Annotated in this window: 13 protein-coding genes; 7 read left to right on the top strand and 6 right to left on the bottom strand. The window is 53.1% G+C overall.

All coding sequences use genetic code 11. From position 1 onward, the window contains the following. Positions 1–135: 135 nt before the first annotated feature. Complete coding sequence (locus tag PS2015_RS06785) at positions 136–1,932, top strand: DUF349 domain-containing protein (RefSeq protein ID WP_058021506.1); 1,797 nt, start codon at positions 136–138, stop codon at positions 1,930–1,932. On the opposite strand, the gene PS2015_RS06780 is transcribed toward PS2015_RS06785, so the two are convergent. Both PS2015_RS06780 and sbcB read right to left on the bottom strand, forming a co-directional pair. After that, the gene (locus tag PS2015_RS06780; RefSeq protein WP_058021505.1) at positions 1,920–3,098 is read right to left on the bottom strand and encodes a 1-acyl-sn-glycerol-3-phosphate acyltransferase; all 1,179 of its coding nucleotides are present in this window, start codon (positions 3,096–3,098) and stop codon (positions 1,920–1,922) included. The genes PS2015_RS06785 and PS2015_RS06780 overlap by 13 nt on opposite strands. 45 nt (positions 3,099–3,143) lie before the next feature. After that, positions 3,144–4,622: an exodeoxyribonuclease I gene (gene sbcB / locus PS2015_RS06775; protein WP_058021504.1), complete on the bottom strand. Its 1,479-nt coding sequence runs from the start codon at positions 4,620–4,622 to the stop codon at positions 3,144–3,146. Positions 4,623–4,722: 100 nt separating this feature from the next. Here sbcB and PS2015_RS06770 point away from each other — a divergent pair, with 100 nt between their 5' ends. Next, the gene (locus PS2015_RS06770) at positions 4,723–5,736 is read left to right on the top strand and encodes an aspartate carbamoyltransferase (RefSeq protein ID WP_058021503.1); all 1,014 of its coding nucleotides are present in this window, start codon (positions 4,723–4,725) and stop codon (positions 5,734–5,736) included. 19 nt (positions 5,737–5,755) lie between these two features. After that, positions 5,756–6,877 carry a PilT/PilU family type 4a pilus ATPase gene (locus PS2015_RS06765; RefSeq protein WP_058021502.1) on the top strand — a complete coding sequence of 374 codons (1,122 nt, stop codon included), beginning with the start codon at positions 5,756–5,758 and terminating at the stop codon, positions 6,875–6,877. A 22-nt stretch (positions 6,878–6,899) separates the two neighbouring features. Here PS2015_RS06765 and PS2015_RS06760 read toward each other — a convergent pair whose 3' ends face one another. Both PS2015_RS06760 and PS2015_RS06755 read right to left on the bottom strand, forming a co-directional pair. Further along, positions 6,900–8,048 carry an acyl-CoA dehydrogenase family protein gene (locus tag PS2015_RS06760; RefSeq protein WP_058021501.1) on the bottom strand — a complete coding sequence of 383 codons (1,149 nt, stop codon included), beginning with the start codon at positions 8,046–8,048 and terminating at the stop codon, positions 6,900–6,902. A 23-nt stretch (positions 8,049–8,071) separates the two neighbouring features. Further along, entirely contained in the window at positions 8,072–8,842 is a 771-nt protein-coding gene (locus PS2015_RS06755) for an SDR family NAD(P)-dependent oxidoreductase (protein ID WP_058021500.1), read from the bottom strand. A 71-nt stretch (positions 8,843–8,913) separates the two neighbouring features. Between PS2015_RS06755 and PS2015_RS06750 the strand changes: the two genes are divergently transcribed. The 4 genes from PS2015_RS06750 (at position 8,914) to PS2015_RS06735 (ending at position 13,225) form a co-directional block, all read left to right on the top strand. After that, on the top strand, positions 8,914–10,020 hold the full coding sequence (locus PS2015_RS06750) for a CaiB/BaiF CoA transferase family protein (protein WP_058023188.1): 1,107 nt from the start codon (positions 8,914–8,916) through the stop codon (positions 10,018–10,020). Continuing rightward, complete coding sequence (locus tag PS2015_RS06745) at positions 10,004–11,044, top strand: sensor domain-containing diguanylate cyclase (protein WP_058021499.1); 1,041 nt, start codon at positions 10,004–10,006, stop codon at positions 11,042–11,044. Before PS2015_RS06750 ends, PS2015_RS06745 begins: the two co-directional genes overlap by 17 nt. A 62-nt stretch (positions 11,045–11,106) precedes the next feature. Beyond that, positions 11,107–12,528, top strand: a complete 1,422-nt coding sequence (locus PS2015_RS06740; protein ID WP_058021498.1) for an amidase — start codon at positions 11,107–11,109, stop codon at positions 12,526–12,528. A gap of 76 nt (positions 12,529–12,604) precedes the next feature. Beyond that, entirely contained in the window at positions 12,605–13,225 is a 621-nt protein-coding gene (locus tag PS2015_RS06735) for an inorganic pyrophosphatase (RefSeq protein ID WP_058021497.1), read from the top strand. Here PS2015_RS06735 and PS2015_RS06730 read toward each other — a convergent pair. Then, positions 13,216–14,184 carry an XdhC family protein gene (locus tag PS2015_RS06730; protein WP_058021496.1) on the bottom strand — a complete coding sequence of 323 codons (969 nt, stop codon included), beginning with the start codon at positions 14,182–14,184 and terminating at the stop codon, positions 13,216–13,218. The two genes, PS2015_RS06735 and PS2015_RS06730, sit on opposite strands and share 10 nt — an antisense overlap. 30 nt (positions 14,185–14,214) lie before the next feature. Further along, positions 14,215–15,615, bottom strand: a complete 1,401-nt coding sequence (locus PS2015_RS06725) for an MATE family efflux transporter (RefSeq protein ID WP_058023187.1) — start codon at positions 15,613–15,615, stop codon at positions 14,215–14,217. Between the last annotated feature and the right edge of the window lie 98 nt (positions 15,616–15,713).

Here is a 15,713-nt window from a genome sequence, read left to right as displayed (position 1 = left end):
CTGTCTGGTATTATACCTGCCGACCAGGGAGAGCCGTGATTTATGACATCCTCTACGCAAGATCCAAAGCCTGTAGAAAACAGCCTGCGAGAACAATCAAAATCGCCTGAGGCGAGTGCAGGTGTTGCCGCCCCCATGAGCGAAAAAGAAAAACTGCAGCGCGCTATACCAGGCACATCCTACCGGGACCTGCCAACCCTTACTGTTCTGCAGGCCCGGATATTGGCGCTGCTGGATGATGCAAACGACGATGCAGAACTGCTGGGGCTGCAAGAACTGCTGCGCGAACGGATGTCACAGCATGAACAATGGCAGAAATCAATTATCGGCGAAGTAGAGAGCTCTGTTGCACAACTGGAACTGCTGCTCACAGAAGGTCGTCTACGCGAAGCGCAAAGCCTGTGGGACAAAAATCAGAATACACTCAAACGTATCGGAGAAACAGACCAACAGCGGCTGCAGGAACTGCTGCAACCACACAAGGCTGAGCTGACAAAGCTTCTGGACTGGAAACGTTTTGCCGCCTCTGAGAAGAAGCGCGAACTGATTGAGAAAATGACGGCACTGATCAGCGAAGAGATCCCCCCTGCCACAAAAGCCCGACAAATTCGTGAGTTACAGGATGAGTGGAAATTACTGGGCCACTCCGATGACAATGACACACTGTGGGTCCAGTTCAGTGAACTGTCAAAAACCGCCTTTGAGCCCTGTAAAATCTACTTTAAAGAGCGCAAAGAGAAGCAGGCTGCCAACCTGATTGCCCGCACTAATATTTGTGAGCAACTAGAAGCCTATGTTTCCAGCCTGCAGGAAAGCGAGGTTGATCTGGCCGAAGCGGCGCGGCTCGAGCAAAAGGCGCGCGCCGACTGGAAAACATTTGCCCCCGTAGCCCAGAACAAAATCAAGAACCTGCAAAGCCGCTTTAACAAGGTTCTTGCTGACCTGAAGCAACAAAAACGTAGCGCATTACTGGCTCATAATGCCAAAAAACAGGCACTGATCGACCAGGCAAAAACCCTGGTTGATAGCGAAGATCTGGCCGCCGCCATTAACACGGCTAAACGTCTGCAAAGCGACTGGAAATCCCTGGGTCCCGGCTCTTTCAAGGATGACCGCAAACTCTGGTCGGAATTTCGCGCGGCCTGCGATGCGCTGTTTGCCCGACGCGATGATCAAAGCCGCGCTCAAAAGCAGGAATCCCGCAAAACGAACAGCGCCGCACGTGATCTGGTCAGGCAGATTTCTGATCTGCTGACTCTTGAAGACGAAGCCTTTATTGATTCCAGAGCTGAATATCAAAAACTGCGCAAGTCCTTCCGTGAGACACTGGCCAGCGATCAGAAAGCAAATCAAAAGGCGCTGCTGGAACAGTTCAATAAAGTGACACGGCGTTATGAACAACGCCTGAAGGCAGCCCCCGATAAAAAGGCGCTGCAATTGGCGCAACAGATTACTCAAAGAGCCGAACTGTGCCGTCAGGCTGAAGAGCTATTGTTGGCCGGCAGACCTGTTTCAGAATCTGAGCACACAATAAAACAGCAATGGTCAGAACTTGAGCCGGTAAGCGATGCAAATTGGGCCACATTGTTGGAACAACGCTTTACTCAGCTGCTTGATTGGATGGCCTCGCCGGCTGACAGCGCAACATCAATCGCCAATGCTGCCCGCAAGTTGACCGAACGGATGCGGGAGCTCTGTGTCGACACCGAGATCATTTGTGGCGCCGACACCCCGCTTGAAGACAAAGCGATTCGGATGCAGCAACAATTGAACCAGTTACAGAAAGGTCTCGGTCGTCTGCCCCCAACGCTCAAAGAGCGGCTGGAAAAGATCCAGGAAGCTGAGATGCAATTAAATTGCAGCGGTCCATTGAGCGCCCAGTCAAGAAGCTCTTTTTCGCAACGACTGCAGAAAGTCCGTCAGAAAGCCTGATCAGCGAAACGGCTCAGAACGGGATTGGCATACATACGCAGGGCCAGCGGTCGAATCTCAGCTGGCATAGCCGCTATGCGCTGATTGAATCTGTCGGCTACCTGGCGATCAACGGCGAAGTCAGCCAGTAGCTGCTCCCCTTCGTCGCTCAACACTGGCAGGTCATTATCAGGCATCGCCCGCAATTGCTGCAATGCCAGGACATTGGTAGTGTGCAGGCGATAATTGCGGATCACCTGCGCATCAATGGCGCGGGCGGCCAACTCATCATCATCGCTATCAAGATCAAGTGGCTCACCAAAAGCAACATGCACCCGACCTTTAAACCCCACCATTCCAGTGACAATGCTCTGGATGTCGCTCTGGTCAGTCTTCACGAAAGCTCCGGTTGTCTGCTTCTGATGTAACTCATCAGCTTTAAGGCTGTCACAGGGGTCAAATTCGTAGGAAATCGAGACCGGCACAATATGTAATTGATTCAGTGCGGCTGCCAGGCCCTCGCCGCGTCTGGCCATTGCCAGCATTTTCAACAGCGCCGTTTCTGTCCTGTCCAGACCATCTTTGGCGCGCCCCTCGCGCTGAGCGATCCAGACATTGCGATGCTGCCCGACACAGTGGTGGATATACTCAGATAACTGCCTGGACGACTTCAGTAGTTCCCGTCCCTTGAGCGATCGTTTAACGATAAAACTCTTGTTTAACCGCATCAGATCGGTAACAAACGGCTTTTTTAGCAGATTGTCGCCTATGGCAATGTAGAGAGTCTCGAACCCGGCATGGTAGAGCATGTAGTTAACAAAGGCCGGATCCATGGCAATATCCCGATGATTACTGATAAACAGGTACGAGCGACTCTTTGACAGACCATCGAGACCACTGTGTGTCAACTCGGTTGTGGTTCGCTCGATCATTTGATCCATATAACCCGCAATCACATCCTGCATGCTGGCTACACTGTTGACGTCTTTCAGTTGCTGGCGTAATTTGCGCCGGGCCAGGGATTTCAGCAGGGTCGGAAAAAACCGGTAAAAACGCGGGTAATTAAACTGGGAAATGCTGCTGACGAATCCATCGTCCGATAAAAGATTATCCAGTACAGGCCGGATTTCATCATCGTTGTAAGGACGGATATCGTGAAAAGGATCATCGAGCGGTGTATCAGTCATGATAGTTTCAGCGCCATACCGGAGACGAGTTGCGCGCGATTCTACTCATTTTGCCAAGTGCTCGCAAATAGCCTGAACCCATTCCTGTAATTCATCAAGCACATGCCGGTCACTTTCCGTCAGTCCTGGCTCCTCAGACAGGGCCTTTACCTGCTCAAGACACTGCGTGGCTGTCAGTCCGGCCGGACTACCCGCATCGGGCGCCTCAGGCAGCAAACGTCGACGACATAAATCCTGCCAACGTTGTTTTTCAGCCACTGACAAGGTCTGAGGGAAGTTACGGGCCCGATATCGGAACAAAAGCTCCGGTAGTCGTGCATCAAGAAATGCATTCGAAACAGCAGAGGACTGATCAGCCAGTTGCACCGCATCCATACTGCGAATCCGGGTCATGAGCCGCTTGTCTGCCTCGCTGAAAAAACCACCGCTGTAGATCATAAAATCCGGATCGTCATCTGCGTCCGCCTCTGCGCCGCCCTGCATGGCCAACGTCAACCGTCTGACAAAATCAGGGTGCTCGTGAATCAGATGCCAGTGCCTGCGCGCCGTTGCCAGATCAAAACCCAAAAACTTCATCCGCTCTGTAGTCATGACCGGTAAAGGTGCCAGCATGGGAGAGCGGTTGATATGCACTACTGATACTGGCAGACGGATCTCATCCGCAGCTCTTTGCTCGCGTGGCGTAAACAGCGAAGCCCGCATCTCCTCTTCTGACTGACTTAGCCAGGGAGAGGGATCAGTTTGCAGGTCATAAAAAAGCACGCCGTTATTATCAAGCGGATGACGAACCAGTGGCATAACGATCGCGCTAGAGCCCCGACTGGCCGGATACATCGCGCTGACATGCACAAGAGGTTTCCGACGCTCCAGATCAATAACACTTTGCACCTGTTTTTTCAGACGCATGTCAAATGCGTAGTCATACAGCTTTGGCTGTACCTGTTTGACAAGCTTTGCCAGCGCTATGGTGGCCCGCACATCGGACAGGGCATCGTGTGCATCTTCATGGCTGATGTCATTGGCCGCACTCAACAGCTCCAGTCGGAACGATGGACCACCCCGGTCACCATCTGGCCACTGTATGCCTTCTGGTCGAACCGCATAACAGAGCCGCAGCATGTCAATAATATCCCAGCGTGAATTACCGTTTTTCCACTCCCGTTCATAAGGGTCATAAAAGTTGCGGTACAACAACTGACGGCTGAGCTCATCATCAAATCGTATATTGTTGTAACCAGCCGTGCAGGTGCCCGGACGACTGATCTGTTCATGAATGCGCCTGATGAAATCAGTTTCCGGCAGCCCTTGCTGCATCGCGAGTTGCGGTGTGATACCAGTGATCAGACAAGCCTGGGGATGTGGCAGATAATCAGGTGCCGGCTGACAATAAATCACCAGCGGCTCATCAATTTCATTCAACTCAAGGTCAGTCCTGATACCTGCGAACTGACTGGCGCGGTCGCGCCGGGCGTTTGCGCCAAAGGCTTCGTAGTCGTGCCAATATATAGTTGAGCGGGGTTTCATGGTCAGGCACTATAACATGAAGTGCGCTTAGTTCAGGCTCGTGATCTGTAGTAAACTTGCGTAAAACCAGATCAATCCACCACAGCGGGACCCAGCCACTATGCAATTTCCGGGAGCTCACATTCTGAGCGTGTCACAATTTGAACGCAGCGATGTTGAACGAATCTTTCAGGTGGCCGATGCCATGCGCCCGTATGCACATCGCGAGCGGATGACCAAAGTGCTTGACGGCGCGATTCTCGGAAACATGTTTTTTGAGCCCAGCACCCGCACCAGGGTCAGTTTCGGATGCGCTTTCAACCTGCTGGGTGGAGAAGTTCGTGAAACGACAGACATCAAAGCCAGTTCTCTGACCAAAGGCGAGTCGTTGTACGATACCGGAAGGGTCATGAGTGGCTACAGCGATATCATCGTTATGCGCCACCCTCAGGCCGGTTCAGTCGCCGAATTTTCCCGTGCCAGTCGTGTACCGGTACTGAACGCAGGCGACGGCCCCAATGAGCATCCAAGTCAGGCCCTGCTGGATCTGTACACTATTAAAATCGAACTGAAATCGCGTCAACAGCATATCGACGGCATGCACTTGGCCATGGTCGGCGATCTGAAGCACGGACGCACCGTACACTCCCTGTCGCAATTGGTCAGCCTGTACAGCAATATCCGCTTCACAATGATTTCTCCCAAAGAGTTGCGTATGCCCGAAGAAATCACTGAAGATCTCAGACGGCGCGGCCATGAAGTGGTCGAGACCGAGGATATGGAAACCGGCCTGACCGGCAATGACATTGTTTATCTGACGCGCATTCAGGAAGAGCGCTTTCAGAGCAAACTGGAAGCCGACCTGTACCGCGGCCGCTTTCGCCTTAACCAGGCAATCTACACGCGCTACTGCCAACCCAATACGGTGATTATGCATCCTTTGCCGCGTGATTCACGCGAGGATGCCAACGAATTGGATAATGACCTGAATCAGCATCCCAATCTGGCCATCTTCCGTCAGACCGATAATGGTGTATTGGTGCGTATGGCTTTGTTCGCACTGACTCTGGATGTTTGCGAGCAGGTTGACAGGCACTCTAGAGAAGTTAACTGGTACACCGAGCGACGATTCTGACAGACCGGAGAAAGCACTCATGGATCTACGCACACTGCTCAAACAGATGATCGACCAGGAAGCATCTGATCTTTTCCTGACTGCAGAACTGGCGCCAAGTATAAAAGTTTTCGGTCACATCAAGGCGTTCGATGAGTCCCGACTCAGTGCCGCTGATGTGCAGAAAGTAGCAGCCGCGATAATGAATACTGAGCAGCAGGAGCAGTTCAGGCATGATGCGGAAATGAATCTGGCCATCGAAGAATCCGATATCGGGCGTTTCCGGGTCAACATTTATCGTCAGCGTGGTCAGACTGCCATGGTTTTCCGGCACATCAAAACCGATATACCTACACCGGAACAACTCGGACTGCCTGATTTGCTGAAAACCATCGTGATGGAAAAGCGCGGGCTGATTCTATTTGTTGGTGGCACCGGCACCGGTAAATCAACCTCGCTGGCTGCTCTGATTGGTCATCGCAATCGCAACAGCGACGGTCATATCATCACTGTTGAAGATCCGATTGAATTCATTCACCCACATGCACGCAGCATAGTCAGTCAGCGTGAAGTGGGCATCGATACTTTGAGTTATGAAAATGCCCTGCAAAACACCCTGCGCCAGGCACCGGATGTCATTCTGATTGGCGAAATACGTAGTCAGGAAACCATGGACCATGCCATAGCGTTTGCCGAAACAGGTCATCTTTGCCTGGCGACATTGCACGCCAACAATGCCAATCAGGCGCTGGATCGCATTATCAATTTCTTTCCGGAAGAGCGGCATCAACAATTATTAATGGATCTTTCGCTGAATCTGAAAGGTCTGATTTCTCAACGTCTGATTCCCTCATTGGACGGCCGCCGGGCCGCTGCCTTTGAGATTCTGCTGGGCACCCCACGGGTGTGCGACCTGATAAAACAGGGCAAGGTGGACGACATTAAGGAAGTCATGGAAAAGTCTGAAGAACAGGGCATGAGGACCTTTGACTCTGCGCTGTATGAGCTGGTGCAGCAAGGGAGAATCTCTCAAGACGAAGCACTGCGCAACGCCGACTCACGAAACAATCTCAGGCTGAGAATGGAGTTGGCACAGAAAATTGATACAACTTCAGAAAACAATAACAGCTTTGACGGATTGGCTCTGCGCCCCAAAGATTGAAGCGCAGTTCACAACCCATTTTTCAGAGATCCCGGGCAATCAGCAACTTCATGATTTCATTGCTGCCGCCATAGATTTTCTGGATTCGGGCATCGATGTACATTTTGGCGATCGGGTATTCCATCATATAGCCATAGCCGCCAAAAAACTGCAGGCACTCATCAACAATTTCGCACTGCTTTTGGGTAGTCCACCACTTGGCCATGGCTGCGGTGCTGGCATCCAGCTTGCCTTCCAGTAATTTCATGGCACAGTCATCCACAAATACCCTTGCGAGGCGTGCTTCCGTCTGACGCTCAGCCAATTTGAACTGGGTATTCTGAAAGTCCAGAATACGTTTACCAAATGCTTTTCTTTCCTTCACATACTCAATGGTATACTCCAGCGCCCGCTCAATTGCCACACAGGCGCTGACAGCAATAATCAGACGCTCCTGGGGAAGCTGCTCCATCAACTGCACAAACCCCAGACCTTCGCGCTCTCCCAGCAGATTGACGGCAGGCACCCGCAGATCATCGAAAAATATTTCTGAGGTGTCCTGCGCCTTCAGACCAATCTTGTCCAGATTACGTCCGCGTTTGAATCCACTTGGCGCCAGATCAGTTTCCAGCATAATCAGTGAGACACCTTTGGCTCCTGCTGCCGGGTCAGTCTTGGCAACAATACAGATAAGATTCGCTAACTGACCATTGGTCAAAAAGGTCTTCTGACCACTGATGACATAGTCATCACCATCTTTTTTGGCCTGAGTAGCTATCGCCTGAAGATCTGAACCGGTACCTGGTTCTGTCATGGCAATGGCACCCACCAGTTCGCCACTGGCCATCCTGGGCAGCCACTTCTGTTTCTGCTCCTCGCTGCCATAATTAAGAATGTAATGCGCCACAATACCTGAATGCACCGAATTACCGATACCCGTCACCCCGGCCCTGGCCATTTCTTCCTCAATGATCATTTCATGCCGGAAATCACCACCGCCTCCACCATACTCAACGGGTATTGATGCACACAACAGCCCTGCCGAACCGGCTTTGTTCCAGGCATCACGATCCACGATGCCCTGTTCGTCCCAGCGTTTAACATGCGGTACAAATTCTTTCTGAAAAAATCGCGCGGTGTGATCACGCAAAATGTTTAACTCTTCATTCATCCATGGGGATTCATGATGCATGAGAACTGACTCCTGTTATTTGTTTAGCGGGCCGACATGCGGATGCCGGCATCCAGACGAATAACCTCTCCATTAAGATAATTGCACTGCACGATGTTCAGAGCCATGTCTGCAAACTCGGATGGCGCGCCCATGCGCTTGGGAAACTGAATCATATCCACCAATGCGTCTTTAACAGGCTGTGGTGAAGCTTCCATCAAGGGTGTAGAAAAGATGCCCGGTGCAACGGTTACCACCCGGATACCACTACGTGCCAGGTCACGCGCAATCGGCAAGGTCATCGACACGATACCGCCCTTGGAAGCGCTGTAGGCTGCCTGCCCCATCTGACCATCGTAGGCGGCTACTGAGGCTACATTAACAATCACACCTCGCTCGTTGTCGTCATTAACCGCTGTCTGGCTGGCCATCTGCGCAGCACAGAGGCGCAGCACGTTGAAGGTGCCTATCAAATTGACGTTGATAATGCGATTAAACTGAACAAGCGGCAACGGACCCTCTCGTCCGACAGTCTTGCCAGCGCTGCCAATACCGGCGCTGTTAACATTAATATGGATGGCACCAAACTGGCTGACCGCTTTGTCTATCGCCGCTTTTACATCCTGTTCATTACTCACATCGCCGGAGGCCCAGCCTGCCCTGTCACCTAGCGCCCTGGCCTGATCGCTGACCCGCTCAGCATCCAGATCAAACATAAATACCCGGGCACCTTCAGCTACAAAGCGCTGCGCGGCCGCCAGACCCAAACCCGAGGCGGCCCCGGTGATAAAAGCTGTTTTTTCTCCAATCTGCATGGTAAAACCTCATTTATTGTTATCCCCCAAGAATGAAAGAAGCGGAATTCAAAAGCAAGGAGAAAGTTGTCATGCCAGGACCATTGCATGGACTAAAAATAATCGAAATGGCAGGCATCGGTCCTGCGCCCCTGTGTGGCATGATGCTGGCTGATATGGGTGCAGATGTCGTCAGAATAGACCGGAAAAACTCCACGTTGATGGCAGCACAGAACCCGGTTAATCGCGGTCGCCGCTCAATTGCACTGGACCTGAAAGATCCGCAAGACATCAATACGGCACTGGCTCTTATCAGCAAGGCTGATGTATTGATTGAGGGTTTCCGGCCCGGCGTGATGGAGCGACTGGGGCTGGGTCCCGAGACCTGTATGCAAAACAATGTGCGCCTGATTTACGGCCGCATGACCGGCTGGGGGCAGCATGGGCCTTTGGCGCATGCGGCCGGTCATGACCTCAACTATATTGCACTGAGCGGTGCACTGCATGCGATGAGCCATGACGGGCAGCCGCCGCGCCCCCCGCTCAATTTGATCGGTGATTATGGCGGCGGCGGCATGTTGTTGCTGGCAGGCGTTCTCGCGGCACTGTATGAGACTGCCAGATCAGGTAAAGGACAGGTGATTGATGCCGCAATGACAGACGGCACCGCCAGTCTCATGACCATATTTTACGGATTGCGGGCAGCAGGCCAGTGGCGCGATGAGCCCGGCAGCAATATGCTTGATGGCGGTGCTCACTTTTATGATTGCTATCGCTGTTCTGACGGCAAATGCATCAGCATCGGCCCGATTGAACCGCAGTTCTATACTGAGCTGCTGAGACGCTGTGAACTCGACCAGGATCCCGACTTTGCCGAACAGATGAACGCCAGACGATGGCCTATGCTCAAGCAAAAGTTGCAACAGCTTTTTGAGACTCGATCCCGTGCCGAGTGGTGTGAATTGCTGGAAGGCAGTGATGTCTGCTTTGCGCCGGTATTAAGTATGGCGGAAGCCCCACTGCACGCGCATAATAAGGCCAGGGCAACATTTGTCACTGTTGATGGTGTGCAGCAGCCTGCACCAGCCCCCAGATTCTCCAGAACACCGGGAGAATTGACAACTCCGCCGCCAAAGACCGGGGCGCATCAGCAGCAAATCCTCACCGATTGGGGCATACACCATGGCACACAACAGTAACTGTGATCCACAGGCTTTGCAGCGCAGGGCGGCGCTGGAGCGATATCACATTCTGGACTCTGAGCGAGATCAGGCATTTGATGACATCAACTGGCTGGCCGCCACAATCTGTGACACGCCGTTTGCAGTCATCAATTTTATCGATACGGATCGTCAATGGTTCAAATCCGAGATCGGCTTTGGCATTACGCAAACGGAACTGGATGTGTCGATCTGCGCCCACGCCATATTGCAGCCCGGTCTGTTTATTGTGCCTGACACACTGAAAGACCGTCGATTCGACAGTAATCCGCTGGTTACCGGCGATCCCCAATTACGTTTTTATGCGGGCGCGCTTCTGGAAACCCCGGATGGCATCGCACTGGGAACGCTGTGCGTGCTTGATAAACGGCCACGCCGCCTGTCTGAAAAACAAAAGCAATCGTTACTGAAACTCGCCAGTCAGGTAATGCAACTGCTCGCCTTGTATCAGACCAATGAATCCCAGAAGCTCATGTTGCAGGAGCTCGATAAGACACGCGCTCAACTTCGTGTGCTTGCAGCCACCGACCCGTTAACCGGCCTGCTCAACCGCCGCGCCTTCAATGAACGCCTGCAACAGGAAAGCGCCCGTATAAAACGCAGCAAGCAGACGTCTGCGCTGCTGATGGCAGATCTGGACCACTTCAAGGCCATCAACGATCGTTTCGGTCACAGTGCCGGTGATCAGGCGATCAAGATTTTTGCCGATATCTGCCGCAGGGTTTTCCGCCAATCCGATGTCATCTGTCGCTGGGGCGGCGAAGAATTCATGGTCTTGTTGCCAGACACAGAAAAACATCAGGCTGGCCGGGTCGCTGATCGTCTGCATCAGGTTTTATCGGTCACTGAAATCCCGGGCACTGCAGATGACATCCATCTGACAATCAGTGTCGGCATTCTTGCTCTGGAGCCAACACGGGATATTGACTCGGCCCTCCTGCAGGTCGACCAGCTCCTGTACGATGCAAAACACAGCGGTCGTAACATTACGGTGCTTAATTGACGCGGGAAGAAAACCCAACGATGTACTGCACTTGAAAAGGACACTGACGTAAGGAACCAGACATGTTGAATGCCGAAGAATTCCAGAAACACGATGCCGTCGGACTGGCCGAGTTGAGAGCCAGTTCTCAAGTCTCCGCCGTTGAACTGTTGCAATCGGCCCTGCAACTTGCTGACAAATTGAATCCGGCATTAAACGCTATTGTTTACCGGGATGATGAAGCAGCGCTGAAGACTGCCCGGCGACTGGACAAAGATGATGAACATGGACGATTGACGGGTGTGCCCTTCCTGATCAAGGAGGTCAATGCCGTCGCCGGCTGGCCGCATACCCGCAGTATGACACTGTACCGTAAGCAGATCAGTGAGACAGACAGCCGTGTTGTACAGCGTTATCGCAGCGGCGGGCTGGTGCCCTTTGGAAGCACCAATACGCCTGAATTGTGCCTGACGATAAGCACCGAACATTCGCTGTTTGGTCCCTGCAAAAATCCACACAGCCACGGCCATTCCGCGGGCGGCTCCAGTGGTGGCGCGGCCGCCGCTGTTGCCGCGGGCATCGTACCCGCTGCCGACGCCAGTGACGGGGGCGGATCCATCCGCGTACCGGCCGCATGCTGCGGACTGATCGGACTTAAACCCAGCCGTGGCCTGACCGTGGTAGAGCCGGATATGGGCAGCGCCTGGAGCGGCATGAGTGTCAGCCACGTCGTGACACGCAGTGTGCGCGACTCAGCCGCATTTCTGGACTTGCTGAAACTGGACAGAGCAGACCTGTTTGCGCTGCCTGCTGCAGACACTCCGTTTTTCGATCACTATGAGCGGGCAACCGGACCACTGAAAATTGCCTTCCAGACACAATCTCCGGATGGCAGCCCGTTACATCCTGACTGTCTGCAGGCAGCAGAGCTGGCAGCCAGGCAATGTGAGTCGCTGGGCCACCATGTGGAGCCTGTCACGCTGCCTATCAATTACCAGGAAATCGGGCAGGCTATGTCGACCCTTATCGGCATCCATGTGGCGCAGATTGTCCGTCCCGGGCTGGAGCAGCAGGAACTGGAACTGGATCAGGCAAACTTGTCCGAGTCAGCCAGACGGATGGCGACACGCGGGTTTAAGAGCAGTGCTATGGACTATCTGCAGGCACTTGATGTACTGAAACGCACAGAGCGTCAGATGGCAGCTTTTCATCAGCAGTACAACCTGATTCTATCTCCGGTGCTTACACAACCGCCTGTCGAGCTGGGCTGGCTGGATATGAACTCTCCGGATATCCGTGAGTATGCCCGGCGCTATGCGGCCTACAGCCCATTTACAGCTCTGTTTAACGGCACCGGACAACCGAGCATCAGTTTGCCCTTGCATAAATCGGAATCGGGGTTGCCTATCGGGGTAATGTTCAGCGCCGCCTGGGGGCAAGACCTGCAGCTGCTACAACTGGCAAACAGCCTGACACCGGAGTTGGTGGCGGTAGCTGCAAGCTGAGCATTGCCTTGTTATAATGCGCGCCTTTTCAACCCGGCATACACTCTGACTATCTACCACAGGAAGCTGATCCAATATGAGCACAAGTAATTTTTCACGCTGGCGTCCACACCCATGGCATGGCCTGGCCGTCGGGCCCGATGTACCCAGAATCGTCACCGCCTATATTGAAATAAGCCCCTTTGATCAGATGAAGTACGAAATCGACAAGGATAGTGGTTATTTGTGCATCGACCGACCGCAGCCCACATCCGCTCAGCAGCCCACATTGTACGGTTTTATCCCGCGCACTTATTGTGGCAACCGGGTGCGCGACCTGATGCCAGGTTCTGAATGTGGCGACGGGGACCCCCTGGATATTTGTGTCATCAGTGAACGCGCCATAGACCGCACAGAAATTCTGCTGAAAGCCAAAGTCGTCGGCGGTCTGCCGATGAACGACGGCGGTGAAGCCGATGACAAGATTATCGCTGTACTGGTTGACGATCCGGCCTTCGGTCACGTAAACGAAATCAGTGAACTGCCACCGATCATGATTCACCGCATTGCGCACTACTTCCAGACCTACAAAATGGTGCCCGGCAAAGCCAACAAGGTCACTATCGGCGAAGCTTACGGTTTCCAGCGGGCCGCTCAGGTCATTGAAGCATCCATGGCTGACTATCAGGACGACTACGGCGACCTGCCTCAGGACTGATGTCGCACGGCGGTAATTTCCGCCAGTATGGAAATCGCAATCTCAGCCGGTGTTTTGCTGCCTATCTGTAAACCGATGGGCGCATGCAGCCGGCTGATCTGCTCCTCGTTCAATCCCAATTCAGGAAGTCGCTGGCGGCGGCTGGCCGACGTCCGATCCGAGCCCATTGCACCAACATAGAATGCCGGTGTCTGAAGCGCCTCCATCAACGCCATATCGTCCACACGGGGATCGTGTGCCAGAGCCACTATCCCGCTGTAAGCGTCACTGAACTGATCACGTACCAGATCATCGGGCAGATCCGGCGATGTTTTCACGCCATCGACCTGCCAGTTATCCAGATAAGAGGGGCGCGGGTCACACAAAGTCACTTCGTAATCCATCGCCAGCGCCAGCTCGGCCACATGACGTGCCACGTCGCCTGCCCCCAGCAACAATAATTTATAACGCGGACTCAGGCTGTGCAGCATGGTCTTGTCATCAAAAACGACGGCATCGTCAGAAGATTGTTCACGGGTACTGACCCGGCCGCTGTGCAGGTCAACAAGTCGACTGATACGCTGATGATTATTCAGGGCCGAATCAATTTCATTAAATACAGCCCGATTGGCTTCATGCGGTTCCAGATACTCAACAAGCACATGTAATTGTCCACCACAAGGCAGACGCAGGCGGGCCTGCTCCTCGGCAGAGACACCATAGTGCACAATAAATGGCCTGCGATCATCAAGGTAACGCTCTTTCAGGCTGCCATCGCGCAGCTGCTGCAGGAAATCCTCCTCGATGCAACCGCCGGAAATGGAACCAATCAGCTCGCCGTCGAGCGTACAGGCCATCATGGCACCCTCAGGGCGTGGTGACGATCCCCAGGTTTTTAATATGGTACACAACCAGACGGTTTTATCCTCACGCAACCACTGCGCCACACGATTGATTATATGATGTTGACTGCTCAGCATAGTTAATTCAGTTTTCCTGTATACAAGACTCTAGACATAGCGCAGCTTCCAGCCACCGCGTAAAAACACCAGTGTTGCCAACAGGCTCATGGCTGCATCAGCAATAAAGACGGACCAGTATACACCCTCAGGCCCCCAACCCATGAACCCGGACAAGGTCCAGGCCAACGGAATCTGTAACACCCAAAAAGCCAGTATATTCATCCAGGTCGGCGTCATCGTATCACCGGCACCGTTGAAAGCCTGCGTGACTACCGATCCGATAGCGAGAAACACAAACCCATAGCTGAGAATGCGCAGGCTTTGAACCCCGTTACTGATGACCAGAGGATCCTCACTGAAAAAACTCATTACCCAGGCAGGAAAAGCAATCAGCAACAGCGCCACTGTCCCCATATAAAACAGGTTGTACCGGGCCACCTGCCAGACTGTGTCTTCGGCTCTTTGTGGCTGCCCGGCACCCAGATTCTGACCAACCAGTGTCGCCACTGCGTTACTCAATCCCCACGATGGCAGGATAACAAACAGAATCACCCGAATGGCGATGGTATATCCGGCAACAGCCTCAGCGCTGTGCATCGAGACCAACCGCATCAGAAACACCCAACTGGCCGTGGCAATCAGGTACTGTGCAATACCACCCACTGAAATCCGGCATAACTGCCATACTGTGGCCAGACGCAGCACCAAGTCTTTCAATTTAAGCTGAATTCGACGGTTATTCGCACACAGATAATAGACCTGATAGGCAATACCGGCACCACGACCAATATTCGTTGCCACGGCTGCGCCTGTTATGCCCATTTCCGGAAACGGTCCCCAGCCGTAAATCAGGCATGGATCCAGCACGATATTGATGCCATTGGCGATAATCAAAGCGCGCATGGCGATGCTTGCATCACCCGCACCTCTGAATATGGCATTGTTCAGAAACAAAAAAACAATGGTAAATGCACCACTGAACATAATGCGGGTGTATCCCGCTCCGGTGTCAACAACACTCTGCGATGCTCCCATCAGCAGTAGAATGCGCTCAGCAAACAAGAACCCTGCCACACCGACCAGCAGTGATACTATCAGACCCAGCCATAACGCCTGCCCTGCCGCTATCGCCGCAGCCGCCGGATTCTGCTCGCCGATGCGCCGGGCAACCAGCGCTGTAGCCGCCATACTCAGACCGATGGCTACCGCATATAGCAATGAGATAACCGCTTCGGTCAGACCTACCGTGGCAACCGCTTCGGCACCGAGACCTGCAACAAAAAATATATCGACAATTGCAAATACCGACTCCATCGCCATTTCCAGAATCATCGGCACGGACAACAGAAAAGTCGCCCGGCCTATGGAGCCCTGGGTGTAATTTATTGTCGCACTGCCAACCAATGCCTGACGAAACAGCTGCAGACTGGTTTTTATTTTGGCAAACATAATTGCATCTTGTTGTGAGGTGATCGCGGGGAGCGCAGTATACTCACTGTTTTGCATCGCTGTCTGCTGCTGCAATTGTCACGATGTGTTACAGTATG

It is taken from the genome of Pseudohongiella spirulinae, from assembly GCF_001444425.1.
Taxonomy (GTDB): Bacteria; Pseudomonadota; Gammaproteobacteria; order Pseudomonadales; family Pseudohongiellaceae; genus Pseudohongiella; species Pseudohongiella spirulinae.
Note: the sequence above shows the minus strand (reverse complement) of the source record. Positions and strands in the feature narration are given on the sequence as shown.